This is a genomic window from Bordetella sputigena, assembly GCF_965137885.1.
Taxonomy (GTDB): domain Bacteria; phylum Pseudomonadota; class Gammaproteobacteria; order Burkholderiales; family Burkholderiaceae_B; genus Bordetella_C; species Bordetella_C sputigena.
In genome coordinates, this window is the sequence record NZ_CBCSCA010000006.1 from 168,448 (window position 1) to 189,785 (window position 21,338).

The following is a 21,338-nucleotide window of genomic DNA, read 5'->3' on the forward strand; positions in this document are numbered from 1 at the left end:
GGCCGCGTCTAGTCCCGCCGCGGCGCCGACCCATGCGAAAACAGCGGCAGCCCCCGCGCGGGCAGCTCCGCTTCCAGCACCGTCCCGCTGGCCGATTCCGTCATCACCAACCGCGAAGTACCAGGCCGATACGCGATGTTGGTCACCGTTCCGCCCATGGGACTGCGGATGAAGTGCGTCACGTCGCCATTCGGCTCCACCAGGAAAGCGCCGCCCAGGCTGGCATGCGCGACGACCAGCCGGTTATCGGCGTCCACCGCCAGTCCGTCCGGCCCACTGGTTCCGAAGAAAGTACGGAAGGCGCCGACCTTGGACAGCGATCCATCCGCCAGCAGCGGCCCGCGCCATACCGAATTGCCCCGCGTCACCGCGACGTGCAGGAAGGCCTCGCTGCGATCCAGGGCGATGCCGTTCGGGCTGGGCACGTTGTCCAGCAGGCGATCCAGCCGGCCCGACGGCGCCAGTCGGTAGACCCGGCCGCTGGGGTCATGCAGCCCGGTCTGCCCTTGATCGGTGAAATACAGGTTGCCCGCCTTGTCGAAGGTCAGATCGTTGGGGCCCTTGAAGCCCTCGGAATTGCGATGCCCCAGCGGCGTATCGATGGCGCCGGTGCGCGGGTCCAGGCGCAGGATGCCGCGCCGGTAATCGGCGATCCATAGCGTACCGTCGGCGTGGATGGCAATGCCGTTCGGCCAGCCATCGTATTCCGCTGCCAGCTCCCACTCCAGCGCCGGGTTGATGCGGAAGATCCGGCCATAGGGGATGTCAGTCACATACAGGTTGCCGTCACGATCGAAGGACGGTCCTTCCAGGAAGCTGTCGACGCGATGGCCGGGCTTGTTCGCCGATGCCCACGCGTTCTCGCGAGGCTCGCGAAAGCGGTCGGGCAGCCGCGTCAACGGACGGGCTTCGATCACGACCGGGGGAGTAAAAGACATGTTCCACATAGTGCTTCCTGAATTCTTTTCCGAAGGGCTGTTGTGCTCAAACCGCCAATCGTCGTTCCACGTCGGGATCCAGCTCCAGTCCCCAACCCGGCCCGTCGGGCAGCCGCAGGCGCCCATTCGCGATCGCGGGACGATTGGCGACCAGCGCGTGATACAGCGGGTCGCGGTTCGGCTGCATCACTTCCACCCCGATGCCATTGGGCACGGAAGCCGCCAGCATCGCGCCAACCTGCGGCTCCAGGTGCGACAGCACGCCCACGCCGTAGGCCTGCGCCACCGCCGCCACCTTGCGCCAGGCGGTCGGGCCGCCGCCCCAGCTGGGATCGTAATTGCAGATGTCGATGGCGCCCGCCGCCATCAGCTCGCGGCAGCCCGCCACGCTGATCTCGCTCTGCCCCGCGCAGATGGGCACGGGCACGGTGCGGCGCAGGCGCGCCAGGTCCTGGCGGTCGTTGGCCCAATGACAGGGCTCCTCCAGCCAGAAGATATCGAGCGGTTCCACCAGGCGCGCGAAGGTCAGCGCCTGCTCATAGTTCCAGCCCTGGTTGGGATCCGGCATCAACTTGAAGCCCGGCCCGGCGCCATCGCGAGCGGCGCGCACGCGCTCGGCGTCGGCCCGCGGCGACAGCGCGCCGACCTTAAGCTTGCAGCCGGCAAAGCCCTGCTCACGCAAGGCTTCCATTTCGCGCGCGACGCCGGCCAGGTCATCCTCGGCGCGGTAGTAGCCGCCCATCGCATACGCCGCCACGTCGTCGCCATAGCCGCCCCACATCTTGTGCAGCGGCACGTTCAAGGCCTTGCCCACGGCATCCCACAGGGCCGCATCGATGCAGGCGATGGCGCGTATCGCCATGCGGCGGTCGCGCAGGATGTCGCGCGTGGCGGGCTGCATGGCTTCCCAGCAGGCCTCCACCAGAAAGGCGTCGCGGCCGATCAGCACGGGCGCCAGTTCGTCGCGGATCAGGCGCAGGATTTCCGCCTGCCCGGTGTCCTCGTTATTGCCGAAGCACTCGCCGACGATGCCCTGGTCGGTGTAGACGCGGGTCAGCACCGTGCAGCGATGCGTGATGAAGGCTGTCGCGGCCTTCAAGGGCCGCGGCAGCGGCATCCGCAGGGGAATGGCTTCGATACGTTCTATGCGCATGGCGTCTCCTTTATGTCGTCCGGGCCGCCGCGCATGGCGCCCGCATCCGGCAAGGGTCAGCCCTGGCGCTCGCGCAACGCTTGCGCCGGCACCGGCCGCGGCGGATGGCCTTCGTACAAGGGAATGTACTGCCGCGGGATCGGCCCCTTGTTGCGTCCTCCCTGGCGCGTCTGCTCCCAGGCATGCGCGAGGATGCCCACCGATCGCGACAGGCAGAACAGCCCGCGCGCCAGCGGCGCGGGGAATCCCAGTTCCGCATAGATCACCGCGGTGGCGCCGTCGATGTTCATCGGGATGGTCCTGCCCTTGCGCGCCGCCAGTTCGGCCTCGACGGCGCGCGCGATGCCCGCGTACTCGCCGCTGACCTCGCCCGCGCGAGCCGCCTCATCGACCAGCGCCAGCAGCCGCGGCGCGCGCGGATCGATGGGATGGAAACGATGGCCGAAGCCCGACACGAACTTGCCGTGGTTTTCTATGTAGGCATCCAGCGCCGCGCTGACCGCCGCTTCGCGCGATGCCCCGCCGCGCATGCGCGCCGCCGCGTCTTCATACAACTCGACCGCCTGCTCGCCGGCGCCGCCGTGCACGTCGCCCAGCACATTCACCGCCGAGGCCATGGCATTGTTCAATCCCACGCCGCAGGTCGCCGCCATGCGCGCGATGGCGATGCTGGGCGCTTGCGGACCATGGTCCACGCCCGCCATCAGGGCGGCATCCAGCAAACGCCCCTGTCCCGGCGTAGGGAGTTCGCCGCGCAGCATCAGCCAGGCCATCTGCGCGAAGCCCACATTGCCGATCAGGTCCTCGATGGCATAGCCGTGATAGCGGATCACGCCCGGCTGCATGTCGGTGATTTCCGTATGCCACCACTTGCGGCTTTCCAGTCCCTCGTCCTTCAATTCACCCGCGCTCATATCGCCCCCTCTTTCTTCAGTCGTTGTATCTCCTCGGCGCCATAGCCGAGTTCGGCGAGCAGCTCATCGCTGTGCTGCCCCAGCATGGGCGGCGGGTTGTCCACGGCCGGCGCGGCGCCGTCCAGCTTGAAGCCGGTGCGCACCAGGCGCACGTCGCGGCCCACGCCCGGCACGTCCGGAAAGGTCGCCACCATGCCGCGTTCGCTGATCTGCGGATGCGCCAGCGCCTGTTCCACCGTATAGACCGGCCCGGACGGCACGCCCGCCTGGGTCAGCAGCGGCCACCAGGCCTGCGCGCCGCGCGCGGCCAACGCGGATTCCAGCTCCGCCTTCAGCGCAAAACGATTGCGCAGCCGCGCATGCCGTTCGGCGTAATCGGGATGGGCGATCAAGTCCTCGCGTCCCACGACGCGGCACAGGGCTTCGAACTGCTCCTGCTTGTTGGCGGCGATGTTCAGCAGCCCCTCGCCCGTCTGGAACGTACCGGACGGGCTGGCGGTGATGTTCTCGTTGCCCATCGGGCCGGGCTTGCGGCCCGCCACCAGGAAATTCGACACCGCCCATCCCATGGTCGCCATCGTCGCTTCCAGCATGGACACATCGATGAACCGTGCCTGCGTGCGCGGCTTCTCCGCCAGCGCGGCCGCCACGGCGAAGGCCGCCGTCATGCCGCCTATGGTGTCGGCGATGGGATAGCCCACCCGATACGGGGCGGTCTGCGGATCGCCGGTAATGCTCATCACCCCGGACATGCCCTGGATGATCTGGTCGTAGGCCGGATAATCCTTCAAGGGCCCGTCCTGTCCGAAGCCCGAGATCGCGCAATACACCAGGTCCGGCCGATGTTCGCGCAGCACCTCGAAGCCCAGCCCCAGCCGCTTCATCACGCCGGGCCGGAAATTCTCCACCAGCACGTCCGCCTCGCGCACCAGGCGCAGAAAGACTTCCTTGCCGGCGGCATGCTTCAGGTTCACGGAGATCGACCGCTTGCCCGCGTTCTGGGCCAGGAACGACACGCCCATATGGGCCTTGTTCAGCTCGGGATCGGCGCCCAGCTGGCGCGCCAGGTCGCCGCTGCCCGGGGTCTCCACCTTGATCACATCGGCGCCCATGTGCGCCAACTGATGACAGCAGAACGGTCCGGCCAGCACATTGGTCAGATCCAGCACGCGTATGCCTGCCAGGGGTTTGGACATGTAGGGTTCCTCTTCGATACGGCGGCGTGGCGGTCCGCATCTTCGCGGCGCCACGCCTTTGCGTCACATGCTATTCCGGTTTGATACCGGCCTTCTCCATCACGGCATGCCAGCGCGCAATCTCGTCGCGCACCAGCTTGGCCGCCTGTTCCGGCGTACTGCCGACGGGCTCCAGCGCCAGATCGCGCAGTTGCGCCCGCATGTCCGGGCTTTGCAGCGACTTCACCATCGCCGCGTTCAGCTTGTCGATGACCGGCTTGGGCGTGCCGGCCGGCGCGGCAAAGCCCACCCAGAACTGCATATCCATGCCCGGCAGGCCGGATTCCTTGGCGTCGGGCACATCGGGCAGCACCTCGATGCGATGGTCGCTGGCCACCATCAGCGCGCGCAGCTTGCCGGAGCGGATCTGCGCCAGCGCGGTGGGCACCGAGGTAATCATCGCCTGCACGCGGCCGGCCAGCAGGTCCTGCAGCGCCGCGCCCGCGCCGCGGAAGGGGATATGCGACATCTTCACGCCGGCCAGGCTGTTGAAGAGTTCCCCGCCCAGATGGGTGTTCGTGCCCACGCCGCCGGAGCCGAAGAAATACCTGTCCGGATGCGCCTTCACCAGCGCGATGAACTCCTGCACCGTCTTCGCCGGCACGGACGGATGCACGACCAGCACGTGCGGCACCTGGACCAGCGTCGTGATGTTGGTAAAGGCCTTGTTCGGGTCATAGGGCAGGTTCTTGATCAGGCGGGCCGCGATGGCATACGACATCTCCTGCGTCAGCAGCGTATAACCGTCGGGCGCGGAGCGGGCCGCGCCGCCCCAGCCGATCACCCCGCCGCCACCCGTGCGGTTCTCCACCACCACGGAGGTGTTCAGCTCCTGGCCCAGGGCCTTCGCTTCCAGGCGCGCCACCAGGTCCGTGGAGCCGCCCACGCTGAAGGGCACGATGATGTTGATAGGATGGCTGGGATAGTCGTCCGCCGCCGACGCGGCGCCGGCCACGCAGAGGGCCAGCAGCGCGCCGCACAGGCGGGTCTTCCAGGTCCGCGTCCCGGAAAGCCAGGTTTGCTTCATGTTATCTCCTTGTCTTGGTTCGATCGGATCTTGTTGCCAGCGTGCCGTTGGCGGCGCCGCGTGGCGGACACCGGCGCCCGCCGGGATGCCGGCCAGCATCGCGGACAGCCGGTTCTCGCCGGGCGCTTATTCCATCTTCGTGCCGGAATCGCGCACCGCCTTGCCCCAGCGGTCGTACTCGCTGGCCATGAACTTGGAAGCATCGGCCACGCTGCCGCCCAAAGTGACGCTGCCTTCCGCGGCAAAGCGCTGCTGCGTCGTGGCCTGTTTCAGCGCTTCGTTCGTCGCGCGATTCAGGTTCTCGACGATAGCCGCGGGCGTGCCGCGCGGCGCGACCAGCGCTTTCCAGTCTTCCGCCTCGAAGCCCGGATAGCCCAGTTCCGCGATGGTGGGCACGTCTTTGACGGCGGGCAGTCGCTGCTGCGAGGTCACCGCCACAGCGTGCAGCTTTCCGGATTGGATCAGGGGCAGCACGCTGGCCGGCGTCCCGAAATACAGGTCCACCTGGCCGCCGGCCAAATCGGCCAGCGCGCGCGCCGCGCCGGGATACGGCACATGGAAAATCTTGATTCCGGCCTGGTTGGCGAACATCTCGCCCGCCAGATGGCCAACGGTGCCGATGCCGGCGGACGCCATATTGAGCTTGCCGGGATTGGCCTTGGCCGCCTCGACCAGGCTCTTCAGCGAAGCGAGCGGCGAACCTTCGCGCACCACCAGGATCATGGGCTGGCCCGAGACCAGCGCGATGGGCGCGAAATCCTTGCGCGCGTCATAGGGCATGCTTTTGTACAGCGAGGGATTGATGGCCAGGTTGGACGTCTGGCCCATGCCTATCGTCATGCCGTCCGCATTCGCGTGCGACAGCAGTCCCAGGCCGATATTGCCGCCGGCGCCCGGGCGGTTCTCCACCACGATGTTCCAGCCGGTCAGCTGCGTGATGGCCTGCGCGATCGTGCGCGCCGACGCATCCGTCCCGCCGCCCGGCGGGAACGGCACGATCAGCGTGATGGGGCCGGAGGGATACTTGCCTTGCGCGCGTGAGATCGCCGGCAGCGACAGCAGCGGCGCGGCCGCCATGCCGGCCAACAGGGTGCGGCGGTGTGGGTTCATGGTGTCTCCTGATGGATGCTCTGTTTATGAAAAACGGGACGGCCGTGGCGCGGCCGTGGACGATTACCTATTCGTTTTCGCGGCGTGCGCGTATCGTGGCGTTCACTGTCTGGCCGTAGCGCATGGCGCCTTCCCAATCGGAAACCTGGGCGGGCACGTGGTCCAGCGATTTCTTGGTTTCTTCCAGCGCGACGACGTCGAACCCGGCGATACGCGTGGCCAGTTCCCCCGCGCGCGCCAGCAGCCGGTCGGCCGCGACGACCTCATTGACCACGCCCCAGCGTTCGGCGGTATGCGCGTCGATACGCTCGGCGGTCAACAGCATCCACGCCACGCGCTTGCGCGGCCAGGACAACATGCCGGTCGGCCCGGCCGCGCCGGCATAGGCCGATGACGCCAGCTCGGGGCATCCCAGCCAGGCATCCTCGGATGCCAGGGCCAGATCGCAGGAATTCACCAGCGTCATCCCGCCGCCCAGCGCCATGCCGTTGACGGCCGCGATGAACACGGCCGGGTGCCGACGTATCGCCATGTTCACGGCGATCCACTCGTCGCCCGACGTATCGCGCTGGCCCGCCGCCAGCTCGCCGGCACGCTCCTTCAGGTCCAGTCCGGCGCAGAAGCTGCCGCCGGTGCCGGTCAGGACGATGCAGCGCGCTTGGCCTTGCAGGGAATCAAAGGCGCGCAACAGCGCGATGCGGGTACGGCGATCCAGTGCATTACGCCGGGCTTCGCGGGCGATCCGGATGAGAGCCCAGCCTTCGCGGTGCTCGACGATGACAGTGCCCGGGCCCGCGGCGATCGACGCGGGCGACGCGCTTGCGGCCATGGCGTCGAGCTTGGCCGGACCGCTATCCATCGCCGGCGCTGCCTCCGGTCTTGTCTCCATGAGTTTCATTAGATAGAATATCGTTCTATCTATGATGTACGGGTCCGCCGCGGATGTCAATCCGCCCGGCCCCGCGCAAGCCTGCCTGACCCATGCCGCGCAAATCCGCCATACCCTCTCTTGCCGACCGGAATGCCGCCGAAGGCGGCGTCGCGGCGGTCGACCGCGCGCTATCCGTGCTGGCCGTCTTCTCGGCCGCCACGCCCCTGCTTAGCCTGGCGGAGATCGCCGCTCTGACGGAAATGCACAAAAGCACCGTCCTGCGCCTGCTCGCCTCGCTGGAGCACGCTCACCTGGTCCGGCGTCAGGCCGACGGGCGCTATGCGCTGGGCGCCGGCATCGTCCGCCTGCACCAGATCTATGCGGCATCGTTCTCGCTGGAGTCGGTCATCATGCCCGCGCTGCGCGAGCTGGTCGCACAGACCAAGGAAAGCGCCGCTTTCCACGTCCGCCAGGGCGACCGCCGCCTCTGCCTGCACCGCGTCGATTCACCGCGGCCCGTGCGCGACCATATCCGCCCCGGCGACCTCCTGCCGCTGGACCGCGGCGCCGGCGGCCGCATCATCACCGCCTACGCCGGCGCCGCGGGCGCCATGTACGCCCGCATCCGCCGCGAGCAGGTCGTCGTACTCGTCGGCGACCGCATCCCCGAAATCGCCGGCATCGCCGCTCCCGTCTTCAACCCCGACGGCGAATTCCTGGGTGCGCTCACACTGACCATGCCCGCCGACCGCTTCGACGCCGCCTACGAAAAGCCGGTCATCCAGGCCGCGCGCAAACTCACGACCATGCTCGGCGGGGAGTATCCGCCACCCTCCAGGTAACGCCCCTGGCGGCACAGCATTTGCAGGGTGCGCCACGATTCGAACGGGGGAGCCCTGCCATGCGCATCAAACACTTCTACGACCTGGCGAAGAAAGCCGTCAATGCCTGGCTGGACGACTACGCGCCGAGCATGGGCGCGGCCATTGCCTTCTATACGGTCTTCTCGCTGGCCCCGCTGGTGATCATCGTGATCGCGGTGGCTGGCTTCTTCTGGGGTCGCGAGGCGGTGCAGGGGCAGCTGTTCGAGCAGATCAACGCGCTGGTCGGGGCGGACGGCGCGAAGGCCGTGGAAAGCGTCGTCCAGGGTGCGCAGGAACCGGCGCAAGGCATCTTCGCCACCATCGCCAGCGTGGTCGTGCTGCTCGTCGGTTCCACGACGGTATTCGCGGAATTGCAGAGCGCCCTGGACCGTATCTGGGAAGTGCCGGCGGCCGAAAAGAAATCGGGTATCTGGAACACCATCCGCGCCCGCCTGTTGTCTTTGGGCCTGGTGCTGGCGCTGGCCTTCCTCCTCATGGTGTCGCTGATCATCAGCGCCATGCTCGGCGCCATGGGCAGCTGGGCGGCGGGGTTGCTGCCCGGCTGGGAGGTGCTGCTCCAGGTTATCAATACCGTGGTCGCGCTGGCCATCATGACCGTGCTGTTCGCCATGATCTATCGCTTCATGCCCAGGGCGTCCGTGGCCTGGCATGACGTGTGGACCGGCGCCTTCGTCACGGCCGTCCTGTTCGAGATCGGCAAATTCCTGATCGGGCTTTACGTCGGCAAGGCGTCCGTCGCGTCCTCGTATGCGGCGGCCGGGTCGCTGGTCGTCGTGCTCATCTGGGTGTACTACGCGGCCCAGGTCTTCCTGCTGGGCGCCGAGTTCACCTGGGTCTACGCCAACGAACACGGCTCGCGCCGCGGCATGGCCAGGCAGCCAGCCTGAGCCCTGCCCTGCTGGGCGCGAGCGTCATTCCCCAGTATCAGGCTCACCCGGCTGGCGCCGGTCACTCCTGGATATCCGGCTCGACCAGCTTCGCCAGCTGCGCCAGCGATTCCTGCCAGCCCAGATAGCACATCTCCACCGGGATCACCTCCGGCAGCCCTTCCTGGACGATACTGAGCTCCGTCCCGCACGCCACCTGCCGCAACGAAATCGTCGCCTGCATCTTCCCCGGCATATTGGGATCGTCGAACTGGTCGGAATAGCGGATCTTCTCGTTGGGCACCAGCTCCAGATACTCTCCGCCAAAGGAATGGGTGGCGCCCGTGCCGAAATTACGGAAAGACATTCTGTACGTCCCGCCCACCTTCGGATCCATGTGATGGACCTGGCAGGTAAAGCCATAAGGCGGAATCCATTTCGCGATCGCGTCCGGCTCGAGAAAAGCCCGATACACGCGCTCCGGGGGAGCTTTCAACACACGATGAAGTTTGACGGTTCCGGTCGCCATGGTGGTTTGCCTCGCAGCAGAGTGGATGTATCTGTACGACGAACGGCGCGCGCTTGAATCGACAGGCAAATCGACAAACGACCTGCTAGGGAAAACCCTTCCACTCGGCATAGGAGATCGAACATCCCTGCCCAGTGCGGGCCCGGCACCCGCGGGGTCCGTGGAAAGCGCAGGGGGCGGACGCCGGCGAGGAACCGACCGCTCCCCCGAGCGCCCGGGAGGAGAGCCCGGAGCAGCGCCAGCCAGGATGCGGGAAGCCGCAATTTGCCTTGGAGCTGCCGTCGCTGTCATTGACGACCAGGCTGCGATTGGTCGCGCGTGTCATCGACCTCCCCTTGTTCGACGTCCCGCCCGAACGCGCGCCGGCCATGACGATGAGGAAGCTCACCAACACGGGGGTCGTTCCGAGACGCAACCGTGCGGGCTCACGCGGACAGCCGATCGAGATCGATCGATCCTGTATCAAGATATCTTCAACATGTCCGCCAAAAGCCGCCGGTGCGCCTCTTTCAGTTTCTTCAAATCACGTCGAGCAAAGTCGTCGCCAAAGATGAAATACATCACCCACCCCTGCACCATCGGCGACGTCACGATATCAAAGTAGTCAGTTAGTGGACTTGAACGAATACGCCCCTCGGCGACGAGGCGACGGATCATGCGCTGCTGTTCATCCAGATAAGACTGGACAACCTCGGTACGCCAGCGGCGCACGAGATGGGGAAGCCGCCCGCTCTCCGCAATCAACAGCCGCAGAACCGCCGCCACCTGTGGATCCCTGAATTTGGCGTAGGTGTCGTCAATATAGGCGTCGACGATCTCCTCCACGGTTCGATCCGGCCCAGGGCACCAGTTCCGTGCCGGGAAGGATGGCGTGAGCATGCGCATCAGCAAAGTCTCGAAGATCTCATCTTTGCTGGCGAAATGCGCGTAGACACCAGCCTTTGACAACTGCGCCCGGGCGGCAATTCTGTCTACCGTCGTGGCGGCAAAACCATGCGCGCCGAACTCCGCCAATGCGGCATCCAAGATCTGATCCTTGCGGACTTCAGGTTGCAGTCGAACACGCTTTCGCGTCGCGCCACCAGTGGTTGTGCTCATAAAAATCATCCTGACGCGGAGGAGAAAGCCAAACAAGTGGCGGCCGAACAGCCTGTGGACCAACTTGTCGCTGCGAAATTGTAGCGGTACGCGTGCCCATCACTTAACGACTAAAAAGTCGTTAAGTGATGCATACCGCAGCGTAGCTGAGCATGGCTGTCATTGTGCGGCGCTATACGTTTGGATATACTGCCGCTAACGACCAATAGGTCGTTAGTTGATCTGCGTCAATGTCCGAGAGTGCGACAAGCAGCAACATAGCGGCACTGTCAATTATTGAGCTCGAAGCTCTTTAGCAAGGGGAAGTTGTGCCCGACGCGCATGCCGCCACTCCCGATTCCATTGACGCACGCGCACACGCGCTGTGGGCAAGAATATGGACTTCGCTTTCGCCCGAGTCCGCCTTACTGGCGGCGGCGGATTGGGCCACTCACCTCGCGCGCTCGCCCGGCAAGCAGCTACAGCTCGCGCAGTTGTTCGCCGATCAGCTTGAGCAGCTTATTGATTACCTTAAACAATATGCCCGACTTGGGCCGCTGAAAGCACCGGCCCAAGTCGGGCCGCCGATCCAGGATCGGCGCTTTCGCGACCCCGCCTGGCAGCAATGGCCGTACAGTCTGCTGCACCAGGGATTCTTGATGAACCAACGCTGGTGGGACCAGGCCACCACCGGCATCTGGGGCGTGGCGCCGCATCACCAGAACGTCGTTGCCTTTGCCGCCCGGCAGTGGCTGGACGTCTTCTCCCCCGGCAACCAATTCCTGACCAATCCCGTCGCGCTCACGCGCACGGTGGAGGAGTCCGGCGCCAATCTTGTGCGCGGCATGAACAACCTACTCGACGATATTCGACGACAGGTCGCCGCCCTGCCGCCGCCCGGGGTGGAAGACTTCGTCGTCGGACGCGACGTGGCGGTCACACCCGGCAAGGTGGTGCTACGCAATCGGGTCATGGAACTGATCCAGTATGCGCCGGCTACCGGCAAGGTACATCCCGAGCCGATTCTGATCGTGCCGGCATGGATCATGAAGTACTACATCCTGGATCTCTCGCCGTCGAACTCCCTGGTCCGCTACCTGGTCTCGCAGGGGCACACGGTGTTTTGCATCTCGTGGAAGAACCCCGGCCTGCCCGAGCGCGATCTGGGCATGGACGAATACCTCCAGGACGGCTTTCAGGCCGCGCTCGAAGCGATCGAGGCCATCGTGCCGGGACGCAAGGTGCATGCCACAGGCTATTGTCTCGGCGGCACCCTGCTGGCCATCGCCGCGGCGGCCATGGTCCGCGACGGGCAACGGGAACGGCTGGCCTCGCTGAGCCTGTTCACGGCGCAGACCGATTTCAGCGAGCCGGGGGAACTCGGGCTCTTCATCGATGAGAGCCAGGTCAGCCTGCTGGAAGCGCAAATGGCCGCGTCGGGCTACCTGCGGGCCGACCAAATGGTCGCGGCATTCGAAATGCTTCGACCCTATGACCTGCTCTGGTCCAGGCTGGTGGAAGAGTACCTGCTGGGCAATCGCCGGCCGATGAATGATCTGATGGCCTGGAACGCCGACGCCACGCGCATGCCCGCCAAGATGCACTCGCAGTACCTGCGCCGGCTCTTTCTCGACAACGACCTGAGCAACGGCCGCTATCCGGTGGGCGGGCGCCCGATCATATTGAGCACCCTGGATCTGCCGACGTTCTGCGTGGGCACCGTCAAGGATCACGTCGCCCCCTGGCGTTCGGTCTACAAGCTGCACTATCTGTCCCCGGCCGAGATTACTTTCGTGCTCACCACCGGCGGCCACAATGCCGGCATCGTCAGCGAGCCGGGACACCCGCGACGGCAATATCAGATCGCCACGCGCCCACAGGGCGGCGGGTATCTCTCGCCCGAAGAATGGGCACAAAAGGTCGAGGTCCAGTCCGGCTCCTGGTGGCAGGCGTGGCTCACCTGGCTCAAAGGGCGTTCCGGCGAGCTCGTCGATCCGCCGGCGCTGGGCTGCGCCTCGCGCGGCTACATGCCGATCGAAGATGCTCCGGGCTCCTATGTGAGGGAGAAATAGCCATGGCATCGCTGGATGGCAAGAGGGGCCTGATCGTGGGCATCGCCAACGAAAGCAGCATTGCCTGGGCCTGCGCCCGGGCCGCCCGCGCGCAGGGCGCGCAGCTCGCCGCCACCTGGCTCAACGAAAAGGCGCAACCCCACGTGGCGCCTCTGCTGGATCAACTCGACATTACGTTGCGCATGCCCCTGGATGTGACCGATGACGGACAGATGGCGACACTTTTCAACGCCATCAGCGCGCAATGGGGCGGGCTGGACTTCCTCCTGCATTCGATTGCCTTCGCACCGAAAGCAGATCTGCAAGGTCGCGTGACCGACAGTTCCCGTGACGGTTTCGCCCTGGCGATGGACATCTCCTGCCATTCGTTCATACGCATGGCCCGCCATGCCGAACCGCTGATGTCCGCGGGCGGCAGCCTGCTCACCGTGAGCTTCCTGGGCGGCGAGGCGGTCATCCCCCACTACGGGATCATGGGCCCGGTGAAGGCCGCACTCGAAGCGAGCGTGCGCTACCTGGCGAGCGAACTCGGCCCCGCGGGCATCCGGGTCAATGCCATTTCTCCCGGCCCCATCGTGACCCGTGCCGCTTCGGGCATCGCCGAATTTGACGCACTCGTGACCGAAAGCACGAGCCGTTCCCCCTTGAAGCGCCCGTTGGCGATCGATGACGTCGGGCCACTCTGCGCATTTCTGGCCAGCGATGGCGCGCGCGCCATCACCGGCGGCATACATTTTGTCGACGGAGGCTACAACATCATCAACTGAATGCTTCACCCGGCCATATGAAGTACGCACCACCGCGCCGGTCTGTACTCGTCTCACACCATGCCTGGGGTCAGAAAGAGGGCCCCTCTTCCCGCTTCCGACCGAAGCAATTGAATTGTCAAGGAGAATCACGTGGCCATCGATAACACCCTGCCCCTCGGCCTGCTCAAGGCCAGCCTCGAACTGCACCTGCGAATCGCCCAACTGCTGCACGAGAATGGACAGCGCTGGCTCGAACTCTCTTCGCGCGTCAGCCAGGAAGGCATCGACGAATACAAGGCGGAGATCGGCAATCTGACCCAGACGGAAAATTGGCAAACGTTGGCGACCTTACCCAGCGAGGCCTTCTGGCGTCAGCTGCAACAGCGCTTCGCCGATACGCAGAACTGCACGCAACAGGCCATCGAAGCCCAAGGGGCTTTCACCAACGGGCTGCAACAGGCGATCCAGTCCTGGCAAAAAGCGGCGATTGGCAGCACCGATACCACTAACATCAAGCTGCCGTTCCTCGAGTACTTCAAGAACTGGGGCACGAACTGGGCGGCGGCAACCACTCCCAAAAAAGGGGCGTCCAATGTCCAGTAAGCGCACCGCCCTCGTAACAGGCGGCATGAGCGGCCTGGGTCAAGCGATCGCTCGCCGATTGCACGACGCGGGCCACGCCGTCATCGTCACCCACAGCCTGGGCAACCCTCGTGTTGACGACTGGCTGCGCGAGCAGTCCCAGGGCGGCTACTCGTTCCGAATCTACGAATCCGATGTCTCCAACTTTGACTTCTGCCGCGACATGGCGGCCAGGATCCGGGCCGACGGGCTGGAAGTCGACATTCTGATCAATGACGCCGGCATTACCCGCGATGGCACCTTGCGCAAAATGACCAAGGAAAATTGGGACGCCGTGCTGCGGACCAACCTGGACTCGATGTTCAACGTCACCCAGCCGTTTCTCGACGGCATGGTGCAACGGGGCTGGGGCCGTATCGTCAACATCTCCTCGGTCAATGGCAGCAAGGGGCAATTCGGCCAGACGAACTATGCGGCGGCCAAGGCAGGCATTCATGGCTTTACCAAATCACTGGCGCTCGAAGTCGCTCGAAAGGGCGTGACTGTCAACACGGTGTCGCCGGGCTATCTCGACACGCAGATGGTGGCCAAGATCCCGAAGGACATCCTGGAGTCACAGATCATTCCACAGATCCCCGTGGGCCGGCTGGGTCAACCCAGCGAGATCGCCGAATTGATTGCCTTCATCTGTAGCGATGCAGCCGCCTTCATGACGGGCAGCAACGTGGCGATGAACGGCGGGCAACACATGTATTGAGTCGAAGCGGCAGGCGCCTGCGGCGTGCCCAGTGCGCCGCTCTGCCGTGCCACATCCCGAATTGACGCTACGCGACCGCGCCGATTCGTCACTCCGCGGAGCCGGGACCAAAAGCGCCACGCCTTTGAACCCGCCTCCTATTCAAAATTGGAGCGTTTCGTGAACAAGTCACCAATATTCCTCTGCGCCCCGGTGCGAACGGCCATCGGCACCTACGGCGGCACCCTCAAGGACATCCGCGCCGTGGACCTGGGTGCGACTGCCTTGCGCGAGAGCCTGCGCCGCGCCGGGGTCCAGGGTGACGACATCGATGCCGTCATCCTGGGCCAGGTTGTACAAGCGGGCTCCAAAATGAATCCGGCGCGCCAAGCCGCGATTGGCGCGGGCGTGCCGGTGAACGTACCGGCCATGACCGTCAACCGCGTCTGCGGCTCCGGCGCACAGGCAATCGCCAGCGCGGCCCAGGAAGTATTGCTGGGCCATGCCCAAGTCGTGCTGGCCGGAGGCATGGAGAACATGGATCAGTCTCCCTACCTGGCCAAGCACGCGCGGTGGGGTTACCGCATGGGCGATGGCGCATTGGTCGACAGCATGCTGCACGACGGCCTGAATGACGCCTTTTGCGATCAGCACTCCGGATGGGTCACCGAGGACCTGGTAACGCGCTATGCCCTGACACGAGAAGCGCAGGACCAATGGGCATTGCGAAGCCAAACCCGCTTTGCGGCCGCCCAGGCCGCGGGACACTTCGATGCCGAGATCGTGCCCGTGGAGATTCCCGGCCGCAAGGGCGTCACCGTCTTCGAGAAGGACGAACACAATCGTCCCGACACGACGGTCGAAACCCTGGCCAAGCTCAAGCCCGCCTTCCGTCGGGAGGGAACCATTACCGCCGGCAACGCGCCTGGCCTGAACACCGGCGCGGCCGCGCTCGTGGTCGCCAATGCGACTTGGGTCGAAACCCACGGCGTCCAGCCCTTGGGCAAACTGGTGGCGTGGGGCGTGGGAGCCGTCGAGCCGGGTTTCTTCGGCCTCGGCCCGGTTCCAGCCGTCAAGCAGGCGTTGATGCGCGCCAGATGGCAAATCGGCGATGTCGAGCGTATCGAAATCAACGAAGCATTTGCCGCCATCGTGCTTGCCGTGATCCGCGAGCTGGGGTTGCGCGAAGACACGGTCAACGTGGATGGCGGCGCGATCGCGCACGGGCATCCCATCGGAGCGACGGGTGCCGTACTGACGACCCGGCTATTGCACGCCATGCGTCGAGACGGCTTGCGGCGCGGCATCGTGACCCTGTGCATCGGCGGAGGCCAAGGCATCGCGCTGGCGCTCGAGTCGCTCTAAATCCTTCGAGCGCGTTTCGATACGGCAAGGCGGACGCTTCACCATAAGGCTTTGATATGAGTAACGAACCTAGCGCGACGCAGGCGGACTTGCCCTTGGACCCAACGGCGCTCGGACGCGCCTTCATCGACTATGTGACGGATGCGGCGCAGCGAACGGTGCTGTATGCGGATATCCGGCGACAGCGCGGCGACCAATACCGCAAGCACTTGGCGGAAACGGCTCCCAATGTGCTTCACTTCGCCGCGGAGCTGGTCATGTCGGGAGCCGAGTTGGCGCGGCCGGTCAATTACGCGCTTGCGCGTATTGTTCCACCGCCCGACCAACCGGTCGACCCTGCAAAACGGCCCTTCATCGTGGTGGACCCGCGGGCGGGGCACGGGCCGGGAATCGGCGGCTTCAAGCCCGATAGCGAAATCGGCGCCGCCATGCGGGCAGGCCATCCCTGCTACTTCATCGGTTTTCTACCCGATCCCGTACCCGGCCAAACCATCGAGGATGTCATCCACGCCGAAGCGGCGTTCGTGCGCCGTGTCGGCGAGTTGCACGGCACGCACAACGGCAAGCCCGCCGTCATCGGGAACTGCCAGGCGGGATGGCAGGTGCTCATGACCGCCGCCTTGTGGCCGGACCTCTTCGGGCCCATCATCGTCGCGGGTACCCCGCTGTCCTACTGGGCCGGCGACAATCCCATGCGCTATGCCGGCGGGCTGCTTGGCGGCAGCTGGCTCACGGCGTTGACCAGTGACCTGGGCGCCGGGCGCTTCGACGGCGCCTGGCTAGTGCAAAACTTCGAAAATCTCGATCCGGCCAATACGCTATGGACCAAGCAGTACAACGTCTATGCGAAAGTCGATACGGAAGGGCCGCGCTACCTAGATTTCGAGAAGTATTGGGGCGGCCACGTCTTCTTGAACGACGTGGAGATGCAGTACATCGTCGACAACCTGTTCATCGGCAACAAGCTGGCCACGGCCGAGCTCATCACCTCCGACGGCATGCGCGTCGACTTGCGCAACATCCGCTCGCCGATCGTGGTCTTCTGCTCCTACCGGGACAATATCACTCCGCCCGCTCAGGCGCTGGGCTGGGTGACCGATCTCTACCGTAATGAAGACGATCTCGTCAGCCACGACCAGACCATCGTCTATGCGACCCACGACAGCATCGGTCATCTCGGCATCTTCGTGTCCTCCAGCGTCGGTCGAAAAGAGCATCGCGAGTTCGCCAACTCCATCGACCTGATCGACCTGCTGCCCCCAGGCCTGTACCAGGCAACGGTCGATGAGCAGCCGCAAGCCGACGCCGCCCAGTACGTCGACGACAAATACTTGATGTCCATCCACCGCCGGGACATCGAGGACGTGCGTGCAATCGTCAAGAGCGATCTCGCCTCGGAGCGCCGCTTCAACGCCGCCGCGCGGCTCTCGGAGATCAACCTCGGGCTGTACCGTGCTTTCGTCCAGCCTCTGGTCAAGGCGCTCGCAACGCCGTACTCCGCGCATTGGATGCAACTGCTGCATCCGCTACGTCTTTCCTTCGAATGGTGGTCGAGCGAGCATCCGCTGGCTGACACCGTCGAGGAGGCCGCACAAAAGATCAAAGCGGAACGTGCCGCCGTCAGCGCGGACAACCCGTTTCTTCAATGGGAAAAACAGGCCTCCGATGCAATCGAGCACGCCCTGGACCGGTACCGGGACCATCGAGACGAGCTCTACCGCATTGGCTTTGAAACGATCTTCGGTTCGCCCGCGCTGCAAGCTTTGGCCGGCAGCATGGCACACCCGGAGCAGCCGGCCCGCCCACGGCCGGGCGATTCTCCCGAGCACCGGGCGTTTGTCGCTCAGGAAAAGGCCCACCGGCACGCCAGTATCTCGCACGGCGGGCTATTGGAGGCAGGCATTCGCACCATCTTCTACGTCCTGCGCCAGCGTGGCGTCACCAACAGTCGTCATTTCCAATATGCCATCGAATTGCACCACCCCACCTCCGTGTCCGTTAAAGACATGCCGTCATTCCGGCAGATTATCCGGCAGCAGGCGCTGCTGATAAGCGAAGATCCCGACGCGAGCATTGCCACCCTGCCCACGCTCCTGCGGGAAGCGGCACCGGAGGACATCAGAGCTGTCGCGCACTCCATTGAGCAACTGGTCAACCATGAAGGCGACCTTTCGGCGGAGGAAGCATGCACGCTCGCGGCGATGCTCGATCTCTTCGAACGTAGCGCACAGGCCAAGGAATCGGCGAGCGCACCGGGCTCACCCATGCCTTCGCCGAAGCCGGCGCCGACCGGGCGTGCAACAACGATCCGACGTGAGGCCAGTCCAATCAAGGTGGTATCCCCACGCAAGAATGGAGCGGTCAGTCGCCGCACAAGCAAGGAGCGCAAATGAGCACACTCTCGACCACGCGATCGTTTGACCGCGCCACCGTCCTCGAGAGCTGAACATGTCCGACTCATCAACCGGCGACGCCCTACAGACACTCACCAACCGGCTGTTCGACGAAATTGCGGTGGGAGACACTGCCAGTACGGAACGAACGCTCACGGATAAAGACATTCGGCTCTTTGCCTTGTTGGCTGGTGGCCTGAATCCCAAGCAGACTGACTCGGCCACCACCGGATCTGCCGAACCGCTTCAAGGCGTCATCGCCAGCGGCACGTGGGGTAGCGCATTGATCTCCGGCGTGTTGGGCACACGGCTGCCCGGGCCGGGGACAGTCTATTGCAGCCAGAGTTTGCGGTTCATGGGGCCTGTCCGGGTCGGCGACACGTTGCGCGTGACCGTGACCGTCGTTGAGCGCGATCCGGCGAGAAAGCGGCTGCGCATGGATTGCGAATGCACGAACCAGCGCGGTGACGTCATCATCGACGGCGAAGCGCAAGTCCAAGCGCCGACAGAGCGCATCGCCCTACAGCGCGATAGCATCCCCGATATCCGGATCGACATGCCGAAGGATCAGGGGCTCAAGCGCCTTCTCGACCATGTCCGCACGCTCGGCCCGCTGCGCGTTGCCGTGGTTCACCCGTGCGACGCGGTGAGCCTGGGCGCCGCGATCGATGCACGCGAGGCGGGCCTGATCGATCCGGTGATCGTCGCTCCCCGAGCCAAACTCACCGCGATCGCCAGCGATGCGGGGCTTGACCTGGCGGGGCTGACGATCGAAGACGTGCCGCACAGCCATGCCGCGGCGGCGGCGGGCGCGCGGCTGGCGGGCGAAGGCGCCGTCCAGGCGATCATGAAGGGCAGCCTGCACACCGATGAATTGATGTCGGCGGTGCTCGCCAGCGCGGCCGGCCTGCGAACGGAGCGCCGTGTAAGCCATTGCTTCATCATGCAGACCCCCGCCTATCCGCGCCCGTTCATCATCACCGACGCGGCGATCAACATCGCGCCGGATCTCAATGCCAAGGCGGACATCATCCGAAACGCGATCGAGCTGGCGCACGCCATCGGCATTGTGCAACCGCGGGTCGCAATCCTGGCGGCCGTCGAGACGGTCAACGCCCAGATGCCCGCCACGCTGGACGCGGCGGCGCTGTGCAAGATGGCCGACCGCGGGCAAATCACCGGGGCCTTGCTCGACGGCCCGCTCGCCTTCGACAACGCCGTGTCGCCGGCCGCCGCCCACGTCAAGGGCATCGTCTCAGAGGTGGCCGGACAGGCCGATATCCTGGTGGTGCCCGATCTCGAAAGCGGAAACATGCTGGCCAAGCAGCTCGAATACATGGGCCACGCCGCAAGTGCGGGGATCGTGCTCGGCACCAAATTGCCCATCATTCTCACTAGCCGCGCCGATTCGCGCGAAACCCGGCTTGCATCGTGTGCCGTGGCCGTTCTGCTGGCAGCGCACTACAAGGAATCGCCACCGTGACCCCTGCACCAGATCCTTCCACCAATCCCTCCCCCATCGAGGGCGGGATGATTCTCGTCCTGAACTGCGGTTCGTCAAGCATCAAGTTCGCGCTTTTCGACGGTGCCCAGGCGCCCCTGCCTCGCACTCCCGCCTGGGGCGGCAAGGTCCAGGGCATTGGCCGATCCACGACCACGTTCGAAGAGACCGGCCGTGCGCCCGATACGATCACCCTCGGCGCCCAGTCTCCCTATCACGACGCATTGACGTATATCGGTGAAAGGGTGGACGCCCGACTTTCGGGCCGGCCCCTGAGGGCGATCGCGCACCGTGTCGTGCATGGCGGCAGCAAGTACTTCGAGCCGGTTCGCGTCGATCACCAGGTGCTCGCGGACCTCAAAAGCTACATTCCCCTGGCGCCGCTGCATCAACCTTTCGCGCTGGAGGCGATCGACGTGCTGTTGCGGATCCGCCCGACACTGGCGCAAGTCGCCTGTTTCGATACGGGCTTTCACCAGACGCTGCCCAAGGTGGAACAGCTCCTCCCTCTACCCTATGCCAGTTGGGAGCACGGCCTGCGCCGCTATGGCTTCCATGGGCTGTCGTACGAGTTCCTGTCCATCGCGCTAGAGGAACGCCTGGGCGACGAGGCTCGAAAGCGTGTGGTTGCCGCTCACCTTGGCAGCGGTGCCAGCTTGTGTGCCATGCAGGATCTCAAGAGCGTCGCCACGACCATGGGGTTTTCGGCGTTGGATGGCTTGATGATGGGCACGCGCTGCGGCGCATTGGACCCAGGCGCACTGCTTTACCTGATGGAAATCAAAAACCTCACGGTCGAACAAGTCGGGCACATGCTGTACCACGAGTCTGGCCTGCTTGGCGTATCCGGCATATCGGCCGACCCGCCTGTTCTCTTACCGCTGGAGTCACGCGACGATGAGGTGGGGGAGCGTGCAAGGATGGCACTTGCGCTCTATCAGCGCCGCATTGTTCGCGAAATCGGCGCATTAGCTGCCGTACTTGGCGATCTGGACGTCCTGGTCTTTACCGCCGGCATAGGAGAGCACAGTGCCGAAATCCGGCAACGTATCTGCAAAGACTTGTCCTTCTTGGGGCTGCGCCTGGATCCGGACGCCAATGAGGCGAACGACCCTATCATCTCCGCGGAGGATAGCCTGGTCACCGTGGTTGTGGAGCCCACCAACGAAGAATGGATCGCCGCGCGGGCCAGCCTCCAAGTACTGGGCGAGTTGACGCGATAACATTTCACGAATGAGGCCTTGCGGGCGTGTCTGCAACATAGGCAGCCCGCATTCCAATGTTCCAGGCGGCCCAGGCGCGCCTACTCACGCGGCGTGGCAAATAGGTGGCCAAT

At 64.9% G+C, this 21,338-nt stretch carries 19 protein-coding genes; 10 read left to right on the forward strand and 9 right to left on the reverse strand.

Translation table 11 applies throughout. The features are described 5' to 3' along the window. Window positions 1–8: 8 nt before the first annotated feature. From ACNA0R_RS13670 to ACNA0R_RS13700, 7 genes are all read right to left on the reverse strand, one after another. A complete protein-coding gene (locus tag ACNA0R_RS13670; protein ID WP_415826554.1) occupies window positions 9–947 on the reverse strand; it encodes an SMP-30/gluconolactonase/LRE family protein in 939 nt (312 codons plus the stop codon). A 37-nt stretch (window positions 948–984) separates the two neighbouring features. Then, window positions 985–2,091, reverse strand: coding sequence for a mandelate racemase/muconate lactonizing enzyme family protein (locus ACNA0R_RS13675; RefSeq protein ID WP_415826555.1), 1,107 nt, complete (start codon window positions 2,089–2,091; stop codon window positions 985–987). A gap of 56 nt (window positions 2,092–2,147) precedes the next feature. Then, the gene (locus ACNA0R_RS13680) at window positions 2,148–3,005 is read right to left on the reverse strand and encodes a citryl-CoA lyase (RefSeq protein WP_415826556.1); all 858 of its coding nucleotides are present in this window, start codon (window positions 3,003–3,005) and stop codon (window positions 2,148–2,150) included. Beyond that, window positions 3,002–4,201, reverse strand: a complete 1,200-nt coding sequence (locus ACNA0R_RS13685) for a CaiB/BaiF CoA transferase family protein (protein ID WP_415826557.1) — start codon at window positions 4,199–4,201, stop codon at window positions 3,002–3,004. Before ACNA0R_RS13685 ends, ACNA0R_RS13680 begins: the two co-directional genes overlap by 4 nt. Before the next feature lie 70 nt (window positions 4,202–4,271). Beyond that, entirely contained in the window at window positions 4,272–5,267 is a 996-nt protein-coding gene (locus ACNA0R_RS13690; protein WP_415826558.1) for a Bug family tripartite tricarboxylate transporter substrate binding protein, read from the reverse strand. Between the two features lie 126 nt (window positions 5,268–5,393). Next, window positions 5,394–6,377 carry a Bug family tripartite tricarboxylate transporter substrate binding protein gene (locus ACNA0R_RS13695; RefSeq protein WP_415826559.1) on the reverse strand — a complete coding sequence of 328 codons (984 nt, stop codon included), beginning with the start codon at window positions 6,375–6,377 and terminating at the stop codon, window positions 5,394–5,396. Window positions 6,378–6,444: 67 nt separating this feature from the next. Beyond that, window positions 6,445–7,266 carry an enoyl-CoA hydratase/isomerase family protein gene (locus tag ACNA0R_RS13700; RefSeq protein WP_415826560.1) on the reverse strand — a complete coding sequence of 274 codons (822 nt, stop codon included), beginning with the start codon at window positions 7,264–7,266 and terminating at the stop codon, window positions 6,445–6,447. A gap of 92 nt (window positions 7,267–7,358) precedes the next feature. Between ACNA0R_RS13700 and ACNA0R_RS13705 the strand changes: the two genes are divergently transcribed. Both ACNA0R_RS13705 and ACNA0R_RS13710 read left to right on the forward strand, forming a co-directional pair. After that, window positions 7,359–8,090 (forward strand): IclR family transcriptional regulator, encoded by a 732-nt coding sequence (locus tag ACNA0R_RS13705; RefSeq protein WP_415826561.1) that lies wholly within the window; start codon window positions 7,359–7,361, stop codon window positions 8,088–8,090. 59 nt (window positions 8,091–8,149) lie between these two features. Then, a complete protein-coding gene (locus ACNA0R_RS13710) occupies window positions 8,150–9,019 on the forward strand; it encodes a YihY/virulence factor BrkB family protein (RefSeq protein ID WP_415826562.1) in 870 nt (289 codons plus the stop codon). A 61-nt stretch (window positions 9,020–9,080) separates the two neighbouring features. Here ACNA0R_RS13710 and ACNA0R_RS13715 read toward each other — a convergent pair whose 3' ends face one another. Further along, window positions 9,081–9,527 carry an SRPBCC family protein gene (locus ACNA0R_RS13715; RefSeq protein WP_415826563.1) on the reverse strand — a complete coding sequence of 149 codons (447 nt, stop codon included), beginning with the start codon at window positions 9,525–9,527 and terminating at the stop codon, window positions 9,081–9,083. Window positions 9,528–9,989: 462 nt separating this feature from the next. Then, window positions 9,990–10,625: a TetR/AcrR family transcriptional regulator gene (locus ACNA0R_RS13720; RefSeq protein WP_415826564.1), complete on the reverse strand. Its 636-nt coding sequence runs from the start codon at window positions 10,623–10,625 to the stop codon at window positions 9,990–9,992. Window positions 10,626–10,933: 308 nt separating this feature from the next. Here ACNA0R_RS13720 and ACNA0R_RS13725 point away from each other — a divergent pair, with 308 nt between their 5' ends. From ACNA0R_RS13725 to ACNA0R_RS13760, 8 genes are all read left to right on the forward strand, one after another. Next, complete coding sequence (locus ACNA0R_RS13725) at window positions 10,934–12,676, forward strand: PHA/PHB synthase family protein (RefSeq protein WP_415826565.1); 1,743 nt, start codon at window positions 10,934–10,936, stop codon at window positions 12,674–12,676. A 2-nt stretch (window positions 12,677–12,678) separates the two neighbouring features. Beyond that, window positions 12,679–13,443 carry an enoyl-ACP reductase FabI gene (fabI, locus tag ACNA0R_RS13730; RefSeq protein ID WP_415826566.1) on the forward strand — a complete coding sequence of 255 codons (765 nt, stop codon included), beginning with the start codon at window positions 12,679–12,681 and terminating at the stop codon, window positions 13,441–13,443. A 132-nt stretch (window positions 13,444–13,575) separates the two neighbouring features. Further along, a complete protein-coding gene (locus ACNA0R_RS13735) occupies window positions 13,576–14,028 on the forward strand; it encodes a hypothetical protein (protein WP_415826567.1) in 453 nt (150 codons plus the stop codon). Further along, on the forward strand, window positions 14,018–14,764 hold the full coding sequence (phbB, locus tag ACNA0R_RS13740; RefSeq protein WP_415826568.1) for an acetoacetyl-CoA reductase: 747 nt from the start codon (window positions 14,018–14,020) through the stop codon (window positions 14,762–14,764). The genes ACNA0R_RS13735 and phbB overlap by 11 nt, the downstream gene beginning before the upstream one ends. Window positions 14,765–14,923: 159 nt before the next feature. Further along, window positions 14,924–16,108 (forward strand): acetyl-CoA C-acetyltransferase, encoded by a 1,185-nt coding sequence (locus tag ACNA0R_RS13745; protein WP_415826569.1) that lies wholly within the window; start codon window positions 14,924–14,926, stop codon window positions 16,106–16,108. Window positions 16,109–16,164: 56 nt separating this feature from the next. Beyond that, window positions 16,165–18,501, forward strand: coding sequence for a DUF3141 domain-containing protein (locus ACNA0R_RS13750; RefSeq protein WP_415826570.1), 2,337 nt, complete (start codon window positions 16,165–16,167; stop codon window positions 18,499–18,501). Between the two features lie 55 nt (window positions 18,502–18,556). Continuing rightward, window positions 18,557–19,984 carry a bifunctional enoyl-CoA hydratase/phosphate acetyltransferase gene (locus tag ACNA0R_RS13755; protein WP_415826571.1) on the forward strand — a complete coding sequence of 476 codons (1,428 nt, stop codon included), beginning with the start codon at window positions 18,557–18,559 and terminating at the stop codon, window positions 19,982–19,984. Window positions 19,985–20,031: 47 nt separating this feature from the next. Continuing rightward, a complete protein-coding gene (locus tag ACNA0R_RS13760; protein ID WP_415826572.1) occupies window positions 20,032–21,225 on the forward strand; it encodes an acetate/propionate family kinase in 1,194 nt (397 codons plus the stop codon). Window positions 21,226–21,338 lie beyond the last annotated feature (113 nt).